20 protein-coding genes and 1 pseudogene are annotated in these 17,488 nt (G+C 71.7%); 17 read left to right on the forward strand and 4 right to left on the reverse strand.

The window, feature by feature from the left end; translation table 11 throughout:
- Positions 1-2 precede the first annotated feature (2 nt).
- The 14 genes and pseudogenes from LQF12_RS06045 to dprA all read left to right on the forward strand — a co-directional run bounded on the left by LQF12_RS06045 (position 3) and on the right by dprA (position 10,219).
- Complete coding sequence (locus tag LQF12_RS06045) at positions 3-938, forward strand: ABC transporter ATP-binding protein (protein ID WP_231055074.1); 936 nt, start codon at positions 3-5, stop codon at positions 936-938.
- Complete coding sequence (locus tag LQF12_RS06050; protein WP_231055075.1) at positions 935-1,726, forward strand: ABC transporter permease; 792 nt, start codon at positions 935-937, stop codon at positions 1,724-1,726. Before LQF12_RS06045 ends, LQF12_RS06050 begins: the two co-directional genes overlap by 4 nt.
- A gap of 196 nt (positions 1,727-1,922) precedes the next feature.
- On the forward strand, positions 1,923-2,441 hold the full coding sequence (gene rpsP / locus LQF12_RS06055; protein WP_231055534.1) for a 30S ribosomal protein S16: 519 nt from the start codon (positions 1,923-1,925) through the stop codon (positions 2,439-2,441).
- Between the two features lie 2 nt (positions 2,442-2,443).
- On the forward strand, positions 2,444-2,683 hold the full coding sequence (locus tag LQF12_RS06060; protein ID WP_231055076.1) for an RNA-binding protein: 240 nt from the start codon (positions 2,444-2,446) through the stop codon (positions 2,681-2,683).
- A 118-nt stretch (positions 2,684-2,801) separates the two neighbouring features.
- Positions 2,802-3,374, forward strand: coding sequence for a ribosome maturation factor RimM (gene rimM, locus LQF12_RS06065; protein WP_231055077.1), 573 nt, complete (start codon positions 2,802-2,804; stop codon positions 3,372-3,374).
- Positions 3,371-4,144 (forward strand): annotated as a pseudogene (trmD, locus tag LQF12_RS06070) (tRNA (guanosine(37)-N1)-methyltransferase TrmD); the annotation flags it as partial. The gene rimM and the pseudogene trmD, both read left to right, overlap by 4 nt.
- Positions 4,142-4,633, forward strand: a complete 492-nt coding sequence (locus tag LQF12_RS06075; RefSeq protein WP_290370752.1) for a GNAT family N-acetyltransferase — start codon at positions 4,142-4,144, stop codon at positions 4,631-4,633. The pseudogene trmD and the gene LQF12_RS06075, both read left to right, overlap by 3 nt.
- Before the next feature lie 183 nt (positions 4,634-4,816).
- A complete protein-coding gene (gene rplS, locus LQF12_RS06080) occupies positions 4,817-5,173 on the forward strand; it encodes a 50S ribosomal protein L19 (RefSeq protein ID WP_231055078.1) in 357 nt (118 codons plus the stop codon).
- Positions 5,174-5,240: 67 nt separating this feature from the next.
- Positions 5,241-6,032: a signal peptidase I gene (gene lepB, locus LQF12_RS06085; protein WP_231055079.1), complete on the forward strand. Its 792-nt coding sequence runs from the start codon at positions 5,241-5,243 to the stop codon at positions 6,030-6,032.
- Positions 6,029-6,772 (forward strand): ribonuclease HII, encoded by a 744-nt coding sequence (gene rnhB / locus LQF12_RS06090; protein ID WP_231055080.1) that lies wholly within the window; start codon positions 6,029-6,031, stop codon positions 6,770-6,772. The genes lepB and rnhB overlap by 4 nt, the downstream gene beginning before the upstream one ends.
- Before the next feature lie 7 nt (positions 6,773-6,779).
- Positions 6,780-7,085, forward strand: a complete 306-nt coding sequence (locus LQF12_RS06095) for a DUF2469 domain-containing protein (protein ID WP_231055081.1) — start codon at positions 6,780-6,782, stop codon at positions 7,083-7,085.
- 80 nt (positions 7,086-7,165) lie between these two features.
- Positions 7,166-7,531, forward strand: coding sequence for a YraN family protein (locus LQF12_RS06100; RefSeq protein ID WP_231055082.1), 366 nt, complete (start codon positions 7,166-7,168; stop codon positions 7,529-7,531).
- Positions 7,531-9,069 carry a YifB family Mg chelatase-like AAA ATPase gene (locus LQF12_RS06105; protein WP_231055083.1) on the forward strand — a complete coding sequence of 513 codons (1,539 nt, stop codon included), beginning with the start codon at positions 7,531-7,533 and terminating at the stop codon, positions 9,067-9,069. The genes LQF12_RS06100 and LQF12_RS06105 overlap by 1 nt, the downstream gene beginning before the upstream one ends.
- Entirely contained in the window at positions 9,062-10,219 is a 1,158-nt protein-coding gene (dprA, locus tag LQF12_RS06110; protein ID WP_231055084.1) for a DNA-processing protein DprA, read from the forward strand. The genes LQF12_RS06105 and dprA overlap by 8 nt, the downstream gene beginning before the upstream one ends.
- 5 nt (positions 10,220-10,224) lie before the next feature.
- Here dprA and LQF12_RS06115 read toward each other — a convergent pair whose 3' ends face one another.
- From LQF12_RS06115 to LQF12_RS06125, 3 genes are read right to left on the reverse strand one after another with little or no spacing between them, the layout of a single operon-like run.
- On the reverse strand, positions 10,225-11,142 hold the full coding sequence (locus tag LQF12_RS06115) for a carbohydrate ABC transporter permease (protein WP_435531222.1): 918 nt from the start codon (positions 11,140-11,142) through the stop codon (positions 10,225-10,227).
- A complete protein-coding gene (locus tag LQF12_RS06120) occupies positions 11,142-12,086 on the reverse strand; it encodes a carbohydrate ABC transporter permease (protein ID WP_435531223.1) in 945 nt (314 codons plus the stop codon). The genes LQF12_RS06115 and LQF12_RS06120 overlap by 1 nt, the downstream gene beginning before the upstream one ends.
- Before the next feature lie 13 nt (positions 12,087-12,099).
- Entirely contained in the window at positions 12,100-13,446 is a 1,347-nt protein-coding gene (locus LQF12_RS06125; RefSeq protein WP_231055085.1) for an extracellular solute-binding protein, read from the reverse strand.
- A gap of 175 nt (positions 13,447-13,621) precedes the next feature.
- Here LQF12_RS06125 and LQF12_RS06130 point away from each other — a divergent pair, with 175 nt between their 5' ends.
- Complete coding sequence (locus tag LQF12_RS06130; protein ID WP_231055086.1) at positions 13,622-14,584, forward strand: tyrosine-type recombinase/integrase; 963 nt, start codon at positions 13,622-13,624, stop codon at positions 14,582-14,584.
- Between the two features lie 4 nt (positions 14,585-14,588).
- On the opposite strand, the gene LQF12_RS06135 is transcribed toward LQF12_RS06130, so the two are convergent.
- On the reverse strand, positions 14,589-15,143 hold the full coding sequence (locus LQF12_RS06135) for a M23 family metallopeptidase (protein ID WP_231055087.1): 555 nt from the start codon (positions 15,141-15,143) through the stop codon (positions 14,589-14,591).
- A 345-nt stretch (positions 15,144-15,488) separates the two neighbouring features.
- Here LQF12_RS06135 and rpsB point away from each other — a divergent pair, with 345 nt between their 5' ends.
- Together rpsB and tsf are read left to right on the forward strand one after the other, a co-directional pair.
- Positions 15,489-16,562: a 30S ribosomal protein S2 gene (gene rpsB, locus LQF12_RS06140; protein ID WP_231055088.1), complete on the forward strand. Its 1,074-nt coding sequence runs from the start codon at positions 15,489-15,491 to the stop codon at positions 16,560-16,562.
- 32 nt (positions 16,563-16,594) lie between these two features.
- Positions 16,595-17,434, forward strand: a complete 840-nt coding sequence (gene tsf / locus LQF12_RS06145; RefSeq protein WP_231055089.1) for a translation elongation factor Ts — start codon at positions 16,595-16,597, stop codon at positions 17,432-17,434.
- The last annotated feature ends 54 nt before the right edge of the window (positions 17,435-17,488 follow it).

Below are 17,488 nucleotides of genomic sequence, written 5' to 3' on the forward strand. Positions count from 1 at the left end.
GCATGGACGAGAACATCATCGAGATCGCGGGCCTGCACAAGAGCTACGGAACCACCCGCGCGGTGGCCGACGTCAGCCTGACGGTGCGCCGAGGCGAGATTTTCGGCATCCTCGGCCCCAACGGTGCGGGCAAGACCACCACGGTGGAGCTGCTCGCCGGCCTCCGGCAGGCCGACGGCGGATCCATCCGGGTCCTCGGCGTCGACAGTCAGCTGCACCCGGAGCAGGTCCGGGAGCGTCTTGGGATCCAGCTCCAGGCCTCTCGGTTGCCGGCGAAGATCCGCGTCGCCGAGGCGCTCGGGCTGTACGCGTCCTTCTACGCGGATCCGGCCGACCCGGCCGATCTGATGGCCCGGCTCGGGCTGACCGCCAAGGCGAACACCGCGTTCGCGGATCTCTCGGGCGGTCAGCAGCAACGTCTGTCCATCGCGCTTGCCCTCGTCGGCAATCCCGAGGTGGCGGTGCTGGACGAGCTCACCACCGGGCTGGACCCGCAGGCCCGGCGCGACACCTGGGCGCTGATCGAGCAGGTGCGCGAGCGCGGCGTGAGCATCGTGCTCGTCACGCACTTCATGGACGAGGCGGAGCGCCTGGCCGATCGGCTGGCCATCATCGACGAGGGCCGGGTGGTCGCCCAGGGAAGCCCAGCGGAGCTGGTGGCGGCCGGCGAGGGCGAACGCGCCTTCCGGATGCGGCTGCCCGCGGACGTCGCCGTGCCTGTGCTGCTCGAGGAGCTCACGGCCCTGCCTGCTGTCCGCACGGTGGCCCAGGTGGCCGAGGAGATCGAGGTGACCGGTAGCCGCCGGGCATTGCCCGCCGTCGTCCTCCACCTCGCCGAGCGCGACATCGTCCCGGACGAGATCCGGACCCTGACCCGCACGCTCGAGGACGTGTTCGTCGAGCTGACCCGGGTCCACCCCGAAGGAGTGCGCGCATGAGCATCTCGGCACCGGCCACGAACCGTCGTCCGATCCCGCGCGGGTTCGGGCACCTGCTGGGTACCGAGGCCCGGCTGTTCGCCCGCGACCGCGGCTCGGTCTTCTTCACCCTCGCCTTCCCCGCGCTGGTGATGCTCGGGGTCGGACTCGCGATCCCCGGGATGAACACCCCGATCGCCGAGCCCGGCCCGCTGCAGGGCTACCGGACGATCGTCGTCCTGGTGCCGGCTGTCCTGGCCACCGCGATGGCGACCCCGGCGCTCACAGCGGTGCCCGTCTTCCTCGCGAACTACCGGGAGCAGGGTATCCTCACCCGGCTCTCCACCACGCCGATGCCGGCGGCGGGGGTGCTGGTGGTGCATCTGATCATCGGCGTGAGCGCGTTCGTCGTCGCGGCGGTGCTCGCCCTGACCCTGGCGGCGGTGGTCTTCGGCCTCCCGATGCCGCTGTCGACCGTGGTGACGGCGCTCGGTGTGGTGCTCGGCGCCGTGGCGACCTTCGCCGTCGGGCTCGTGCTGGCCGCACGGGTGGGCAAGGGCAGCACCGCGCAGGGGCTGGGCATGCTGCTGTACTTCCCGATGCTGTTCTTCGCCGGCCTCTGGACACCCGGCCCGATCATGCCCGACGGCGTCGCTGCCGTGGCCGCGTGGACCCCGCTCGGTGCGGCGAGCCAGGCGATCGAGGCAGGCTGGTTCACCACCGACACCCCCTGGCAGCAGCTCGCCGTCCTGGCCGCGTACGCCGCCGCAGCGACGGTTCTGGCCGCCCGGCTCTTCCGCTGGCGCTGAGAGCCGACGGTCGTGTCGCAGGGCACATGCGGACCATGTAGTGCGCGGGCCGCGGCATCTGGCAGAATGATCCGCTGTACTCGTAGGTGCCCGGCCCTCTCACCGGACAGCCCGCGTGTCCCGAGTTCCGCAGACCGCCTGCCCCACGGGTCGGTCGACGTGCTCACCACCAGACGAACCAGGAGTGACCACCACAGTGGCCGTCAAGATCCGACTCAAGCGCCTCGGCAAGATCCGGGCGCCGTACTACCGTGTTGTCGTGGCCGATTCGCGCAAGAAGCGCGACGGACGCGTCATCGAGGAGATCGGCAAGTACCACCCGACCGAGCACCCCTCGCTCATCGACATCGACGGCGAGCGCGCCCAGTACTGGCTCGGAGTCGGCGCCCAGCCGACCGAGCAGGTCCTCGCGCTGCTCAAGGTGACCGGCGACTGGCAGACCGCCAAGGGCCTGCCGGGCGGCGAAGGCACCCTGCAGACGAAGGCGGCCTCGGCCGAGGACACCGCCGAGGCTGTCAAGGCCGCCGAGGCGGACGCCGAGCTGCGCAAGGCCAAGGCCGCCGAGGCCAAGGCTGCTGCGACCAAGGCTGCCGAGGCCGAGAAGGCTGCGGAGTCCGAGCCGTCCGAGCAGGCAGAGCAGTCCGACGCAGCGCCGTCGGAGGCTCCCGCCGAGGACGCGCCGGCCGACACCGACACCGACAAGGCTGACGCCTGATCATGCTCGCTGATGCGCTCGAACACCTCGTCCGCGGCATCGTGGACAATCCGGACGACGTCCGCGTCACCTCCAAGTCGCTCCGCCGCGGCGAGCTGCTCGAGGTGCGGGTCAATCCGGGCGACCTCGGTCGCGTGATCGGGCGCTCCGGCCGCACCGCCGGCGCCCTGCGGACCGTCGTCGGGGCTCTGTCCACCGACGGACCGGTCCGGGTGGACGTCGTGGACGTGGACCGCCGGTGACCGTGGCCTCAGGCCCGTTCGCGCCCCCGTGGCGTGAGCGGGCCTGAGGCATGTCCGCCCAGGCCGTCGGCGCCACCGCCCCGGACGCCCGTGCGGCGCTGCCCACCACCATGGAGAGATGGCTGACCCCGTGAGCACCGGCAATGATTCAGGCACCGACGCAGGCACCGATCCCGGCCCCCGCCTCCTGCGCGTGGCCACCGTGGGCGCGCCTCACGGTCTGCGCGGTGAGGTGCGCGTCATCGCCCGTACCGACGATCCCGACTCCCGCCTGGGCATGGGCAGCGAGCTGATCACCGATCCGGTCCATCACGGCCCCGTGCGGGTGGCGGCCTTCCGCCGGCAGCAGCAGCACCTCCACCTGAGGTTCGAGGGCATCGACGACAGGACTGCCGCCGAGGGCCTGCGCGGGGTCGAGCTGTACGCGGAGCCCGGCGGCGTCGAGGACGAGGCCTGGTACCCCTTCCAGCTCCAGGGATTGCGTGCGGTGCGCCCCGACGGCAGCGAGCTGGGCGTGATCGCCGGCATCGAGCACTCGCCGGCGCACGATCTGCTCGTCCTGGCCGAGCCACGAGGAGCCCGCACCCTCGTGCCGTTCGTCGCGCAGATCGTCCCCGAAGTGGACGTCGCCGGCGGCCGGATCGTCATCGACCCCCCGCCGGGGCTGCTCGCGGGTGAGGAGGAGCGATGAACGGGCGGATCGACATCGTCTCGATCTTCCCGGGCTACCTCGCCCCGCTGGAGCTCTCCCTCGTGGGACGGGCGCGGGCGGACGGTCTGCTGGACGTCGGCGTGCACGACCTGCGGCAGTGGACCTCCGACCGTCATCGCACGGTGGACGACACGCCTTTCGGCGGCGGTGCGGGCATGGTGATGCGACCCGACGTCTGGGGTACGGCGCTGGACGAGGTGCTGCGGACCGGTGCCGACTCGCGCACCGTGCTGGTGCCCACACCGGCGGGGGAGCGGTTCACCCAGACGATGGCCGAGGAGCTGGCGCTGCTGGTGTGCGCGGGTGGTCAGGTGGCCATCGCCTGCGGGCGCTACGAGGGCATCGACGCCCGGGTCGCCGAGCACTATGCCCAGCACGGGGACGCCACCGTGCGGGAGGTCTCCATCGGTGACTACGTGCTCAACGGCGGCGAGGTCGCGGCGCTGGTCATCACCGAGGCGGTGGCCCGGCTGCTGCCCGGGGTGATCGGCAACCCGCAGTCGCTGGTGGAGGAGTCCCACGGCTCCGCCGGGTTGCTCGAGTACCCGGTCTACACCAAGCCGGCCTCGTGGCGCGGCCTCGAGGTGCCCGACGTGCTGCTCTCCGGGGACCACGGGCGCATCGCCACCTGGCGCCGGGCGCGAGCCGTCGAACGGACCGCACGACGGCGTCCGGACCTCCTCGCCCGTCACGCCCCGCCGCGCGCGAGGCTTGCCACGGGGGTCGACGCCGACGCGATCGCCGACGTGGCCGCGCAGACCTTCCCGCTCGCGTGCCCGGCTCACCTGGCCGCCGCCGACGCCGACGCCTTCGTCGCCGATCACCTCGACGCCGCCACCTTCCGCCGCCACGTGCGCGCGCGGGACCGGGACGTGCTCGTGGTCGAGGTCGCCGGCGCGATCGTCGGCTACTCGATGCTCGTGTACGGGCGCCCGGCCGCCGAGGATGTCCTCGCCGCGGTCTCCGAGCAGGCCGGCGCCGAACTGAGCAAGTGCTACGTCCTGCCCGAGCACCACGGCACGCCCGCGGCGGTCGAGCTCATGAGCGCAACGCTGCAGGCGGCCGGGCGGCGCGGTGTCGGCGCGGTGTGGCTCGGCGTGAACCAGGGCAACGAGCGCGCGCAGCGGTTCTACCGCAAGCACGGCTTCGCGCGGGCCGGAGTACGTCAGTTCCTCGTCGGGGCCAGCCGGGAGTCGGACTACGTGATGGAGCGCACGTTGACCGGTGCTGCGGGCTGAGGAGTTTCTCCTGCCCCTCGTGCTGTGGCACACTGGGGCCGTCGCGCGTGGGCTCGCGGGGGTTCTGCCACAGGGGAGCCACCGGTCTTCTGCCCACTGAGCGCGCCCCCATCAGACTCGGCGGCCCAGAGCCGCCCGGACGAGCGCGGGTGACCTGTGGCAGTCGCGGAGAGGCACACGATCATGAACACCCTGGACGCCGTCGACGCCGCATCGCTGCGCAGCGACATCCCCCAGTTCCGCGCCGGTGACACCCTCAAGGTGCACGTCAAGGTCGTGGAGGGCAACCGCTCCCGTATCCAGGTCTTCCAGGGCGTGGTGATCGGCCGTTCCGGAGCCGGTGTGCGCGAGACCTTCACCATCCGGAAGGTCTCCTTCGGCGTCGGCGTGGAGCGCACGTTCCCGCTGCACTCCCCGACGATCGACCACATCGAGGTCGCCAGCCGCGGCGTGGTGCGCCGCGCCAAGCTGTACTACCTGCGTGACCGCCACGGCAAGGCCGCCCGGATCCGCGAGCGTCGCGAGACCCCCTCCTCCTGACCTTCGACCGGGCACCGATGTGCCCAAGGTTCGCGGGGGAGGCCCCGCTCGAGGAGAACGGCGGAAGATGGCGAGCGAGCACGGCTCCGAGGATTCGCGCGAGCGGGACGAGGGGGACGAGCAGGCGGAGGCGTCCACACCCGATTCCGGCGAGGACTCCCCGTCGTCGCAGCGCGAGCGGTCGCGCCGGCGCCGCCATCACCCGGTGGTGGCCTTCCTGCGGGAGACCGTCGTGGTGCTCGTCGCGGCGCTGGTGCTCTCCGTGGTCATCAAGACCTTCCTGGCGCAGGCGTTCTACATCCCGAGCGAGTCGATGGAGCACACCCTCGAGATCGGGGACCGGCTCGTCGTCAACAAGCTCACGCCCGGGCCGTTCGACCTCGAGCGCGGTGACGTGGTGGTCTTCCTCGATCCGGGCGGGTGGCTGGCCTCGGCGCCGCCGGAGGACCCGCACGCCCTCGAGCAGGTCCTGACCTGGGTCGGGGTCCTGCCCCAGCACGCCGACGAGCACGTCATCAAGCGGGTGGTCGGTCTGCCCGGTGATCACGTGGTCTGCTGCTCCGAGGAGGGGCAGATCGTCGTCAACGGCCAGCCGATCGACGAACCCTACGTGGCCGACGGCGCCGCCCCCAGCGATGTCGAGTTCGACGTGGTCGTACCCGCCGGCCACCTGTACGTGCTCGGCGACAACCGGCCCCGCTCGAAGGACTCCCGTTTCAACGGCGGGTCCGTCGGCGGCGGGTTCGTGCCGGTGCGTAACGTGGTGGGTACTGCCTTCGTCATCACCTGGCCCTTGGATCGCATCACATGGCTGACCGACCCCGACGAGACGTTCGCCGACGTACCCGACCCCTCGTGAGCACGCGGCCACCCGGGCGTGAGCTGGAGCGGGAACTGCTCGCGCAGACACCGCTGGTGGCGGGCATGGACGAGGTCGGCCGCGGGGCACTGGCCGGACCGGTCTCGGTCGGTGTCGCGGTCGTGGATGTCACCACCGGCCGCATCCCGTCCGGCCTGCGCGACTCCAAGCTGCTGGCCGTGCCGGTGCGCGAGCGACTGGTGAGACCGATCCGGCGCTGGGCCGTGGCCTGCGCGGTCGGGCACGCGAGCCCGGAGGAGATCGACCGCGTCGGGATCATCGCCGCACTCCGCCTGGCTGGGTCTCGAGCGCTGGTCCGGTTGGCCGCCGATGGCGTCGAGCCCGGTGCGATCATCCTGGACGGCTCCCACGACTGGCTCACCACGCCGGCCCACCTGCCGCCTCCCGAGCGCGCCACGCCGCCGGTGCGCACGCAGGTCAAGGCCGATCTGCGCTGCGCCGCCGTGGCTGCGGCGAGCGTGCTGGCGAAGGTCGAGAGAGACGCGATGCTCGTGGCCGCGCACGCCGAGTACCCGGACTACGGCTGGGCCGCGAACAAGGGCTACTCGGCGCCGGAGCATCTCCGGGCGCTGGGCCGGGTAGGTGCCTGCGACTGGCACCGGCGCAGCTGGTCGCTGCCCACCGGGCCTCGCCCTGTCGCCGCACCCCTGCCGCTGGAGCTGCCGGACCTCGCCGGCGACCACCCGCCGGGAGCGCCGGATCCGGCGGAGAGTGCATGATGGTCCTGTGAGCAGCGAAGACCTGGAGAACTACGAGACCGACATGGAGCTCGCGCTCTACCGCGAGTACCGGGACGTCGTCGGGCTCTTCTCCTATGTCGTGGAGACGGAGCGGCGCTTCTACCTGGCCAACCATGTCGATCTGCAGGTGCGCTCGGCAGGCGGGGAGGTGTTCTTCGAGCTCACACTCGGCGACGCCTGGGTCTGGGACGTGTATCGCTCCGCCCGGTTCGTGAAGTCCGTGCGCGTCGTGACGTTCAAGGACGTCAACGTGGAGGAGCTGGCGAAGCAGGACCTCGAGCTGCCCGGCTGAGGCCCGCGGTCGCTGCGTCCACAACCCCGCGCCCGGCCCCCGACGCCGCAGGCCGTTCAGGATCACCCTGACGGCAGGAGGTGGTCGCGATGGCGACGAAGGACGAGATCGGACGCGCGGGTGAACAGCTGGCTGCGCAGTGGCTGGCACGCGAAGGTATGGAGGTGCTCGACCGCAACTGGCGCTGCCGGTTCGGTGAGATCGATCTGGTGGCCAGGGACGGCGAGGATCTCGTCGTCGTCGAGGTCAAGACCCGCCGCACCCTGACGTTCGGCCATCCGGCCGAAGCCGTCACGACGGCGAAACTGACGCGCCTGCGCCGCCTCGCCGCGCACTGGGTGGCCGATCACGAGGTCCACGCGGCCGGGCTGCGCGTCGACGTCCTGGCGATCTGGTGCCCGGCGGGCGCGCCCGTGCGGGTCCAGCACCTGCGCGGTGTGGGCTGATGGCGATCGGGATCACCACCTCGGTCGCGCTCGTCGGGCTGACGGGACACCTGGTCGAGGTGGAATCGATGCTCACCCCCGGGCTGCCGCACGTGCAGGTGATCGGCCTGCCGGACACGTCGGTGGCCGAGTCGCGCGAACGTGTCCGCGCCGCGGTGGTCGCCAGCGCCCTGACGTGGCCCATGAGCCGGCTGGTGATCAGCCTGCGGCCGGCCTCGCTGCCCAAGACCGGCTCCGTGCACGATCTGGCCGTGGCGGTCGCCGCGCTGGTCTCCGCGGGCCAGATCCCGGCGGGGCGGGTGCGTGAGCGTGTGCACCTGGGCGAACTCGGTCTGGACGGCCGTGTCCATCCCGTCTCGGGGATCCTGCCTGCGGTGGCGGCGGCGGTCGCCCACGGCCGGCCCGAGGTGGTGGTCCCGGCCGCGAACGCGGACGAGGCGCGCCTGGTGCCGGGTGCCCGGGTGAGTGCGGTGGCTCATCTCGCCGAGCTCGCGACGGTCTACGGGGCCGCCGGCGCGGTCGTGCCCGCCGGACTCCCCGCGCCACCGGTCGCCATCGCGGCGCCGCGTGCGCACCCACCGGACCTGGCCGATGTGATCGGTCAGGCGGAGGCCCGGCACGCGCTGGAGGTCGCCGCCGCGGGTGGGCACCACCTGCTGATGGTCGGGCCACCAGGAGCGGGGAAGACCATGCTCGCCGCACGCCTACCCGGGTTGCTGCCCGACCTCACCGAGGCCGAGGCGGTCGAGGTGACCTCGGTGCACTCGGTCTGCGGCACCTTCGATCCGGCCCAGGGGCTGATGCGGCGCCCGCCCTTCGAGGACCCGCACCACACCGCGACCCAGGCCGCCCTCGTCGGGGGTGGTAGCGGCATCCCGCACCCCGGCGCTGCCTCCCGGGCCCATCGCGGCGTCCTCTTCCTCGACGAGGCGCCGGAGTTCAGCCAGCGTGTGCTGGAGAGCCTGCGGCAACCGCTCGAGCAGGGCCGCCTGGTCATCTCCCGGGCCCGCGGTGCGGGACGGTTCCCGGCTCGCTTCCAGCTCGTGCTGGCCGCCAACCCGTGCCCGTGCGGCCGCGCGGTCGGCCGGGCCGAGCAGTGCACCTGCAGCCCGATCGCCCAGCGACGGTACGCCTCGCGACTGTCCGGTCCGCTGCTGGACCGGATCGACATCCAGGTCGAGGTCGCCGCCGTCACCCGCGCCGATCTGCTGTCCGCCGAGGCGGGGGAGAGCAGTGCCGTCGTCGCAGCCCGAGTCCGGGACGCGCGCCGGCGGCAGGCGGCCCGGTGGTGCGCTCAGGGCTGGTCGACCAACGCTGAGGTGCCCGGGCGGGTGCTGCGGGAGCGGACCAGGGCGGCGGATCGCCGCGCGCTGGTGACGGTCGAGCGAGCCCTCGACCGAGGTGCGCTCACGCTGCGTGGCCTGGACCGCATCGTCCGCGTGGGGTGGACGCTGGCCGATCTCGCCGGCCGCGACCACCCGGGGCCCGACGACATCGGCAGGGCGCTGTCGTTGCGGATGCGAGGTCGCCATGCCTGAGCACCGGATCACGACGGACCTGATGGCGCGGGCGGCCTGGAGCCGGATCACCGAGCCGCGCGACCGTGCGGCCGGGGTGCTGGTCGCCGCCCACGGCCCGGTCGAGGCGCTGCGATGGCTCGAGGCCGCCTCGGGCGGACTCCAGGCAGCGTTCGCCGAGGTGAGCGGGCTCGACCCCGAGATCACGCCGGCCTCGTGGCGCCGGGCGGTGGCACGGTGGGCGCCGCGGCTGCGTGATCTGGATCCCCGGCGCGAGCTGGCGATCATCGACCGGCTCGGTGGCGGCGTGCTGGTCCCGGGTGACCCGCACTGGCCCGGCGTCCTGGCCGACCTCGGTCCGGAGGCACCGCACTGTCTGTGGGTCCGGGGCGACGCCTCGCTGCTGACGAGCAGATCCGTCGCGCTCGTGGGGTCCCGGGCGAGCAGCCCCTACGGCGAGCACGTCAGCGCCGATCTGGTGGCCGGCCTGGTGGACGCCGGGCTGGTCATCGTCTCCGGGGGAGCGTTCGGGATCGACGCGGCCGCCCACCGGGCCACGCTGGCGGTCAGAGGGCGAGCGATGGCGGTGATGGCCGGTGGGCTGGACCGCTTCTACCCTGCCGCGAACGCCGAGATGCTGGCGCGAGTGGCTCGTGAGGGTCTCGTCCTCAGCGAGGCTCCGCCCGGGACCTCACCCATGCGCCAGCGGTTCCTCTCGCGCAACCGGCTCATCGCCGCCCTCGCGGGTGCGACGGTGGTCGTCGAGGCGTCATGGCGCTCCGGTGCGTTGAGTACCGCGCACCACGCCTTCACGATCGGCCGGCCGGTGGCGGCCGTGCCGGGCCCGGTGACCTCGGCCTCCTCGGCCGGGTGCCACCGGTTGTTGCGCGAGGGGGCCGAGTGCGTGACGGCCGCGGCGGAGGTGCTCCAGCTGCTCGCCGCCCCGGGTGAGGTCCCCGAGCTGCGCCCCGCCGTACCGGCCGGCCTGCTCGACGATCTCGACCAGGAGCAGGCCCAGGTCCTCGATGCCCTCCCCGCACGGTCCGCCGCCGATGTCCAGGCGCTGGTCCGCGCCAGCGGGGTGGCCGAGGCACAGGTCCGGTCGGCGCTGGGGTATCTCGAGCTGGCAGGGCGGGTGCGCCGCGACGGTCCCCGATGGCGCCGCGGATGATCGCCTCACGTGCCGGCGATGCCGGTCGTGGAGATCGACTTGATGATCTGACGCTGGAAGAACACGAACAGCACGATCAGCGGCAGTGCGGCGAGGACCGCCTGCGCCATGTTCGCTGCGTACTGGATGCCATAGGCACTGATCACCGTCTGCAACCCGACCGGCAGCGTCATCAGCTCGGACCGATTGATCACGATGAACGGCCAGAGGAAGTTGTTCCACGCGCCGATGAACACGAAGATCGAGACCGCCCCGAGGATCGGCCGCGAGAGAGGGAGGACGATCTGCAGGAGGATCCGCAGCCGGCTCGCCCCGTCCACGAGCGCAGCCTCTTCCAGCGCGCGGGGGATCTGATCGAAGAACTTCTTCAGGATGAACACCATGGGCGCCGCGATCACCTGCGGAAGGATGACCCCCCAGTAGGTGTCGACCATGTTGAACAGCAGCATCTGCTGGAACAGCGGCACGATGAGGATCTGCGCCGGGATCAGGATCGAGGCGATGATGACCGCGAGCAGGGCCTTGCTGCCCACGAAGTTGAACCGGGAGAGCGCGTAGCCCGCCAACGCCGAGATGACGACGGTGATGATGGTGACCGCCGAGGCGGTCAGCAGCGAGTTCCATGCCCAGCGGGGCACGAGCCCGGCGCTGAGGGTGGTGGTGTAGGCATCGAGCACCCAGCCGCTCTCAGGCAGGATCGTGATCGGTGAGGCTGCCGCCTCGCCCTCGGTCTTGAAGGACGTGATCACGGCCCAGACCACCGGGATCAGCCAGAGGAGCGCCAGCAGCGCGAGCACCACCAGGGCCACGATGCGCCCGGGGGTCATCGGTCGTCGCCGCCGCGGGGCCTTCATCGTGGGCCGGCTGGCCGAGCGCTCATCGGCTCGTGCGGAGCGGGGAGTCGGTGCGGTCGTGGTCGTCATCACTTCACCCTCCGTCGGGTGATCGCCACCGTGTAGACCACGGAGATGGCGATGATCGAGAAGAAGAATATGTAGCTGATCGCCGAGGCGTAGCCCAGGCGGTATCCGGTGAATCCGACCTCATAGACGTACTGCAGGATCGGCCGGGTGGCTCCGGCGGGCCCGCCCCCGGTCATCTGGTAGATCTGGTCGAAGATCTTCAGTGACGCCAGGATCTGCAGGACCACCACCAGCACCGTCGTCGGCGCCAGCTGCGGCAACGTGATGGAGATGAACTTGCGCCACGTGCCTGCGCCGTCCAGTGCCGCCGCCTCGTAGAGCTGGTCCGGGATCGACTGCAGCGCTGCCAGATACAGCAGGAAGTTGAACCCGATCGTCCACCACACCGTGGCGATCACGACGGAGTGCATCGCCCAGTTCTCGTCCGTGAGCCACTGGATGGGTTCCAGCCCCGCCCAGCCGAGCGCCGTGTTCAGCAGTCCGAGCTGGGGGTTGAACAGCCACGTCCAGAACAGGGAGATCACGGTGGAGGCCAGGAGGTAGGGCAGGAAGAAGCTCAACCGCCAGAACCATTGCCCGGGGAGCCCGGTGTTGACGAGGACGGCCAGCAGCAGGGCGAGGACCACGAGCGGGACAGCCGAGAGCACGGTGAACCAGACGGTGTTGGCCAGGGAGGACCACACCTCGGGGTCGGCGAAGGCTTCGACGTAGTTCTCCACGCCCACCCACCCGGTGTTGGCGCCGGTGAGCGTGCGACCGGTGAAGCTCATGTACAGGCCGGAGACCGTGGGCCAGACCAGGAACATGAGGAAGAAGAACAGGAACGGGCTGCAGTAGAGCCAGCCGCGCACGTTCTCGGAGCGCCGGCGCAGGCGCAGGCCTTCTCGCGCCTCGGTCTGCATCGACGACGCCGGAGGGCGGCGCCGGGTAGGGGCGGTTGTCATATCGCGGACCTCCTCAGACCGGGCTCGGCTTGGACAGCAGCGAGTTGATGCGCTCGACGAATCCGTTCCACCCCACGAGGGGATCCTCGGTGCGCATGAACACGTTCTGGATGTACTCGCCGAAGTACTTGTGGAAGTCGCCTCCGGATCCGGAGAACCAGGCCGGCGGGTCGTACACGAGCACGTCCGTGGCGTCGGCGTAGTGCGACTGGGGCACGAGGTTGCCGTACTCGGCGCTCTCCACCACAGGGGTGTAGGCGGGGATGTGGCCGGCGTCGGCCCACACGAGTGAACCCTGCAGGGTCTCGGCGACGAACTGGTGCGCCCAGCGCCGCCGCTCCTCGTCGGGATTGTCCTGGTGCGGCAGGATGAACGAGTGTGAGTCGGCGTAGGCGCTGGGCTGTCCGAAGACGGCCGGGATGACCTTCATGTCGAAGGGCAGCCCTGCCGCGCGGTAGTTGCCGGTCTCCCAGACCCCGCCGAAGAACATCCCGGCACCGCCGGTGACGAACTCCGAGATCGCGGTGCCGCCGTCGTGGCTGGCATTGCCGATCTCGCCGTCGATGAGCGAGAGGATCCACTCCAGGGTGTCGATCGCCGTCGCCTCGTCGTACTGCATGGTGCCACCGACCGGGAGCTCCACCGTCGCACCCGTCTGGGTGTAGTAGGTGTAGAACATGCGCCACATGTTCGAGCCGTCGTTGAGGTAGCCGAAGGCCAGACCGTGGCCGTCGCCGGAAACCGCGCCGAGCTCGCGGGCGAGCTCACGGAACTCCTCGGGTTCGCTCACCTCCACCAGCTGGCCGTCCGAGTCGAGCGCGCCGGCGGCCTCCGCGATCTCGGTGTTGTAGTAGAGGACGAACGGATGGGAGTCGAGCGCGATGGCGGTCAGCTCGCCCTCGAACACGTTCTTCTCCCAGATCAGGTCGGGGAAGTCCTCCTGGGTCACGCCCAGCTCCGCCAGGAGGTCCGCGTCCCAGGTGTCGACCAGCCCGCCGGGCGCGTAGCCGGGCACCCGGGCCGCGTGCATGATCGCGACGTCGGGGGCACGGCCGCCGGCGGAAGCCATGGCGAGCTTGGTGTAGTACGGCGACCCCCACGCGAGCACCGTCTGGGTGACCTCGACGTCCTCGTGCTCGGCGTTGAACTCCTCGACCAGGCTGCCCATGGTCACCCCGTCCGGGCCGGAGAGTAGGTGCCAGTACGCCAGTGGCAGGGTCCCGCTCGCAGCGGAGGTGGCGCAGGAGCTCAGCGCCCCGGCCGTGGCGAGCCCGGCGGCGCCGGTGAGCAGCGAGCGGCGGGTGAGCGAGGGTGCCGCCCTCGATCCGGTCGGCAGACGGGTGGTGACAGGTGGTGACATCAGGTCCACGTCCTCGTGGTCGACGATCAGTGCAATCCGGCGATACGCCCGTGACGGCCTGTGATGCACGTCACTTGCCGACCACCGTACTCCAAAGTGCATCGATGTAAAGGGGGCACGACACGGACGCCCCCGGCTCCCCGCCGGACCGGCGGTCTCGTGGCAGGCTGTCCTGGTGGCGACACGGACCGGACGCGACGGCGATGGGCCACTGCTGGCCGACTTCGCGGTGTTCCTGTCCGCGCAGCGGGGACACTCGGCGCACACCGTGCGCGCGTACCTCGCCGATGTCGAGTCGCTGCTGGCCGCCCTGCCGCGGCGTTCGGGCGTGGAGCCTGCGACCTCCCACCTTTCCGACCTGACCCAGCTGGACCTGAGCGCGCTGCGCGGCTGGCTGGCGGAGCAGTCCGCGCGCGGGATGGCGCGGGCCACTCTCGCCCGCCGGGCTGCCGCTGCGCGCACCTTCACCGCCTGGGCGCACCGAACCGGGCACCTGCGCATCGACCCCGGGCTGCGGCTGCAGGCGCCCCGTCCGGACTCGACCATCCCGGACGTGCTGGCGATCGAGGAGGCTGCTGCCGTCCTCGACCAGGCCCGCGCCACCGCCACCGCCGACGACGGGCCGGCCGACCCGGTGGCCGTGCGGGACTGGTGTGCGCTGGAGCTGTTGTACGCCACCGGGGTGCGCGTCTCGGAGCTGGTGGGGCTCGACGTCGGCGATGTCGACCTGCGCGAGCGGCTGGTGCGCGTCCTGGGCAAGGGCGGGAAGGAGCGCATGGTGCCCTTCGGGGGACCCGCCGCGCGCGCACTGGAGGCATGGCTGCCGGTGCGCCGGAGCTGGCCCGCGCGCAGCGGAGAGGCCGAGCGAGCACTGCTGCGGGGCCGGCGCGGTGGCCGGCTCGGGGTCAGGCAGGTCCGGGACATGGTGCATCGCAGTACCGCACTGGCGGGCGTGCGCGATCTCGCCCCCCACGGCCTGCGGCACTCGACGGCGACTCACCTGCTCTCCGGAGGCTCCGACCTGCGCTCGGTGCAGGAGGTGCTCGGTCACGCGTCGCTGACCACGACCCAGCGCTACACCCACGTGTCCGCGGAGCGACTGCGTTCGGCGTTCTCGCAGGCCCACCCCCGCGCCTGAGCCGCTACCGGCCGAGCGGATACAGCCGGATCTGCACGCGCGTACCGAACAGGTGCAGCGGATCCAGGTAGGTGCCGGCGGCGTTGCGCACCCCCCAGTGCAGGCAGCCTTCGCAGTGTCCGCCCGAGGCGAGGGATCCGATCCGTTCGCCCGCCGCGACGGCGTCCCCGACCTCGACCTGTGGCCGGACCGGCTCGTAGGAGGTGCGCAGGCCGCCTGCGTGCTCGACCACCACCAGCGGCCGATCGACGACGATGCCGGCGAAGGTGATCCGCCCCGCGCCCGCCGTGTGGACGGCAGTGCCCGGCGCCGCGGGCAGGTCCACGCCACGGTGGCCCGCTGCCCACGGCGCCGGTGGGCGCTCGAAGCCGCGGGTGAGGCCGGCCGCAGGATCCGGTGGCGGCGGCTGCAGCGGCCACTCCCACCGGGGCGTGGCTGAGGTCCCCTCGGCTGCGGGCGAGGCCGGCGTGGCCGGCGCCGCCGTGGCGACTGCGGCGATGATCAGCAGCAGCACCAGCGTCAACGGCACGAGGAGGATGAGCGGTCGGCGGGTCGGCATGCCCACCATCCCAGCGGTCTCCCCGCGTGCGCATCGGGCACCCGGGGAAGGGCTGTGGAGGGCCGGTCCGCGGCAGCGCTGCTGTGGACGGCAATGGCGCGGGATCGGGTACCATGGGACCCGCAGGCGGTGCGCCCTCGGGCAAACCGCCTGACATCGCGCGCTCACTCACCGGCCCTGCCGGGGACCGCGGTGCGAGGTCCGGAGAGATCCGGTGCCCGCGGCCGTGAGCACCAGGAGGACCAGTGCCGCCGAACCGGTGGCTGCTGGACGAACAACCAAGATCGTGCCCGGTCCGCCGGGCACCCGACGCGCAGGCTTGCCCTGCGCCAGGAAGGACGAGCCATGGCCGTCGTCACCATGCGCCAGCTCCTCGAGAGCGGCGTCCACTTCGGGCACCAGACCCGTCGCTGGAACCCCAAGATGAAGCGTTTCATCTTCACCGAGCGCAACGGCATCTACATCATCGACCTGCAGCAGTCCCTGCAGGACATCGACCGTGCGTACGAGTTCGTGAAGGAGACCGTCGCCCACGGCGGCACGATCCTGTTCGTCGGGACGAAGAAGCAGGCCCAGGAGGCCGTCGCCGAGCAGGCCACCCGGGTCGGGATGCCCTACGTCAACCAGCGTTGGCTGGGTGGCATGCTCACCAACTTCGGCACCGTCAGCAAGCGCCTGTCCCGTCTCAAGGAGCTCGAGGAGGTCGACTTCGACGACGTCGCCTCGAGCGCTTTCACGAAGAAGGAGCTGCTGATGCAGCGCCGTGAGCGGGACAAGCTCTCGCGCACCCTCGGCGGGATCCGCGACATGGCCAAGCTGCCGTCCGCGGTCTGGATCGTGGACACGAAGAAGGAGCACCTCGCCGTTGCCGAGGCGCGCAAGCTCAACATCCCGATCGTGGCCATCCTCGACACCAACTGCGACCCCGACGAGGTCGACTACCCGATTCCGGGCAACGACGACGCCATCCGCGCCGTCACGCTGCTCACCCGGGTGATCGCCGACGGCGCCGCCGAGGGCCTCGTGGCTCGCCACGGTGGCGGCAGCGCCGCCACGACGCCGGACGCGGAGCCGCTCGCCGAGTGGGAGCGTGAGCTCCTCGCCACGGACGACTCGAACGCCCAGACGCCGGCGGCCGGCACCACGAGCGGTGACGCCCCGGCCTCGGCCGCGGCGACCGACGTCGCCGAGCCGGAGAGCCCGGCGGCGCAGGCGCAGGCCGAGAGCGCGGCACAGTCGACCCCCGTGGTCGAGGCTCCCGAGGAGGCTGCGGCCGAGACTCCTGCGCCGGAGGCCGTGGAGGTCCCGGCCGCCGAGGCTGTCGAGGTCCCGGCCGACGAGCCTGCCGTGGTCCCCACCGCTGAGACCGCCGATGCGCCCGCCACCGACGAGCCCGCCGGCGACAACGCCCAGGGCTGAGACGACCGAGAAGATCTCAGAGAGGATCATTCATGGCGAACTACACCGCCGCTGACATCAAGACCCTCCGTGAGCGCACCGGCGCCGGAATGCTCGATGTGAAGAAGGCACTGGACGAGGCGGACGGCGACCTGGACAAGGCGCAGGAGGTCATCCGGGTCAAGGGGCTCAAGGGCGTGAGCAAGCGCGAGGGCCGCTCGGCCTCGGACGGTCTCGTGGCCACCACGATCGTCGACGTGGCCGACGGCCAGGTGGGCGTCCTGGTCGAGGTGAACTCCGAGACCGACTTCGTCGCCAAGAACGACGTCTTCGTCACCCTCGCCGACCGGGTCGTCTCGGTCGCGGTCGAGTCCGGAGCGACCGACGTCGAGCAGCTGCTCGCCGCGGACGTCGACGGGCGCCCGCTGTCCGCGGTCGTCGACGACACGGCCGCCACCCTCGGCGAGAAGGTCGTGGTCCGGCGGATGGCTCGCGTGAGCGGGCCGAAGGTCACCGAGTACCTGCACCGCACCAACAAGGATCTGCCTCCGCAGGTCGGCGTGCTGGTCGCCTCCGACGAGGCCGGGGCCCAGGTGGCCCGGGACGTGGCGATGCACATCGCGGCGTTCTCGCCCACCGTCCTGAGCCGTGACGACGTCCCGGCCGACAAGGTCGCCGACGAGCGTCGCATCGCCGAGGAGACCGCGCGGAACGAGGGCAAGCCGGAGCAGGCGCTTCCCAAGATCATCGAGGGACGCCTGAACGGCTTCTTCAAGGAGGTCGCTCTCCTCGACCAGCCCTTCGCGAAGGACCCGAAGAAGACGGTCGGCCAGATCGTCAGCGAGGCGGGCGGCACGCTCTCCGGCTTCGCGCGCTTCCGCGTCGGATCCTGACAGCAGCTGCGCACTGGTGTGGCCCCGGCCCGGACAGGGTCGGGGCCACACCCA

It is taken from the genome of Ruania suaedae (assembly GCF_021049265.1).
Taxonomy (GTDB): Bacteria; Actinomycetota; Actinomycetes; order Actinomycetales; family Beutenbergiaceae; genus Ruania; species Ruania suaedae.

What these genes read in the sequence shown, in the direction of transcription:
- LQF12_RS06045 (WP_231055074.1), top strand. Translation starts at nt 3, where the DNA reads ATGGACGAGAACATCATCGAGATCGCGGGCCTGCACAAGAGCTACGGA.
- LQF12_RS06050 (WP_231055075.1), top strand. Translation starts at nt 935, where the DNA reads ATGAGCATCTCGGCACCGGCCACGAACCGTCGTCCGATCCCGCGCGGG.
- LQF12_RS06060 (WP_231055076.1), top strand. Translation starts at nt 2,444, where the DNA reads ATGCTCGCTGATGCGCTCGAACACCTCGTCCGCGGCATCGTGGACAAT.
- rimM (WP_231055077.1), top strand. Translation starts at nt 2,802, where the DNA reads ATGGCTGACCCCGTGAGCACCGGCAATGATTCAGGCACCGACGCAGGC.
- rplS (WP_231055078.1), top strand. Translation starts at nt 4,817, where the DNA reads ATGAACACCCTGGACGCCGTCGACGCCGCATCGCTGCGCAGCGACATC.
- lepB (WP_231055079.1), top strand. Translation starts at nt 5,241, where the DNA reads ATGGCGAGCGAGCACGGCTCCGAGGATTCGCGCGAGCGGGACGAGGGG.
- LQF12_RS06105 (WP_231055083.1), top strand. Translation starts at nt 7,531, where the DNA reads ATGGCGATCGGGATCACCACCTCGGTCGCGCTCGTCGGGCTGACGGGA.
- dprA (WP_231055084.1), top strand. Translation starts at nt 9,062, where the DNA reads ATGCCTGAGCACCGGATCACGACGGACCTGATGGCGCGGGCGGCCTGG.
- LQF12_RS06115 (WP_435531222.1), bottom strand. Translation starts at nt 11,142, where the DNA reads ATGACGACCACGACCGCACCGACTCCCCGCTCCGCACGAGCCGATGAG.
- LQF12_RS06120 (WP_435531223.1), bottom strand. Translation starts at nt 12,086, where the DNA reads ATGACAACCGCCCCTACCCGGCGCCGCCCTCCGGCGTCGTCGATGCAG.
- LQF12_RS06125 (WP_231055085.1), bottom strand. Translation starts at nt 13,446, where the DNA reads ATGTCACCACCTGTCACCACCCGTCTGCCGACCGGATCGAGGGCGGCA.
- LQF12_RS06135 (WP_231055087.1), bottom strand. Translation starts at nt 15,143, where the DNA reads ATGCCGACCCGCCGACCGCTCATCCTCCTCGTGCCGTTGACGCTGGTG.
- rpsB (WP_231055088.1), top strand. Translation starts at nt 15,489, where the DNA reads ATGGCCGTCGTCACCATGCGCCAGCTCCTCGAGAGCGGCGTCCACTTC.
- tsf (WP_231055089.1), top strand. Translation starts at nt 16,595, where the DNA reads ATGGCGAACTACACCGCCGCTGACATCAAGACCCTCCGTGAGCGCACC.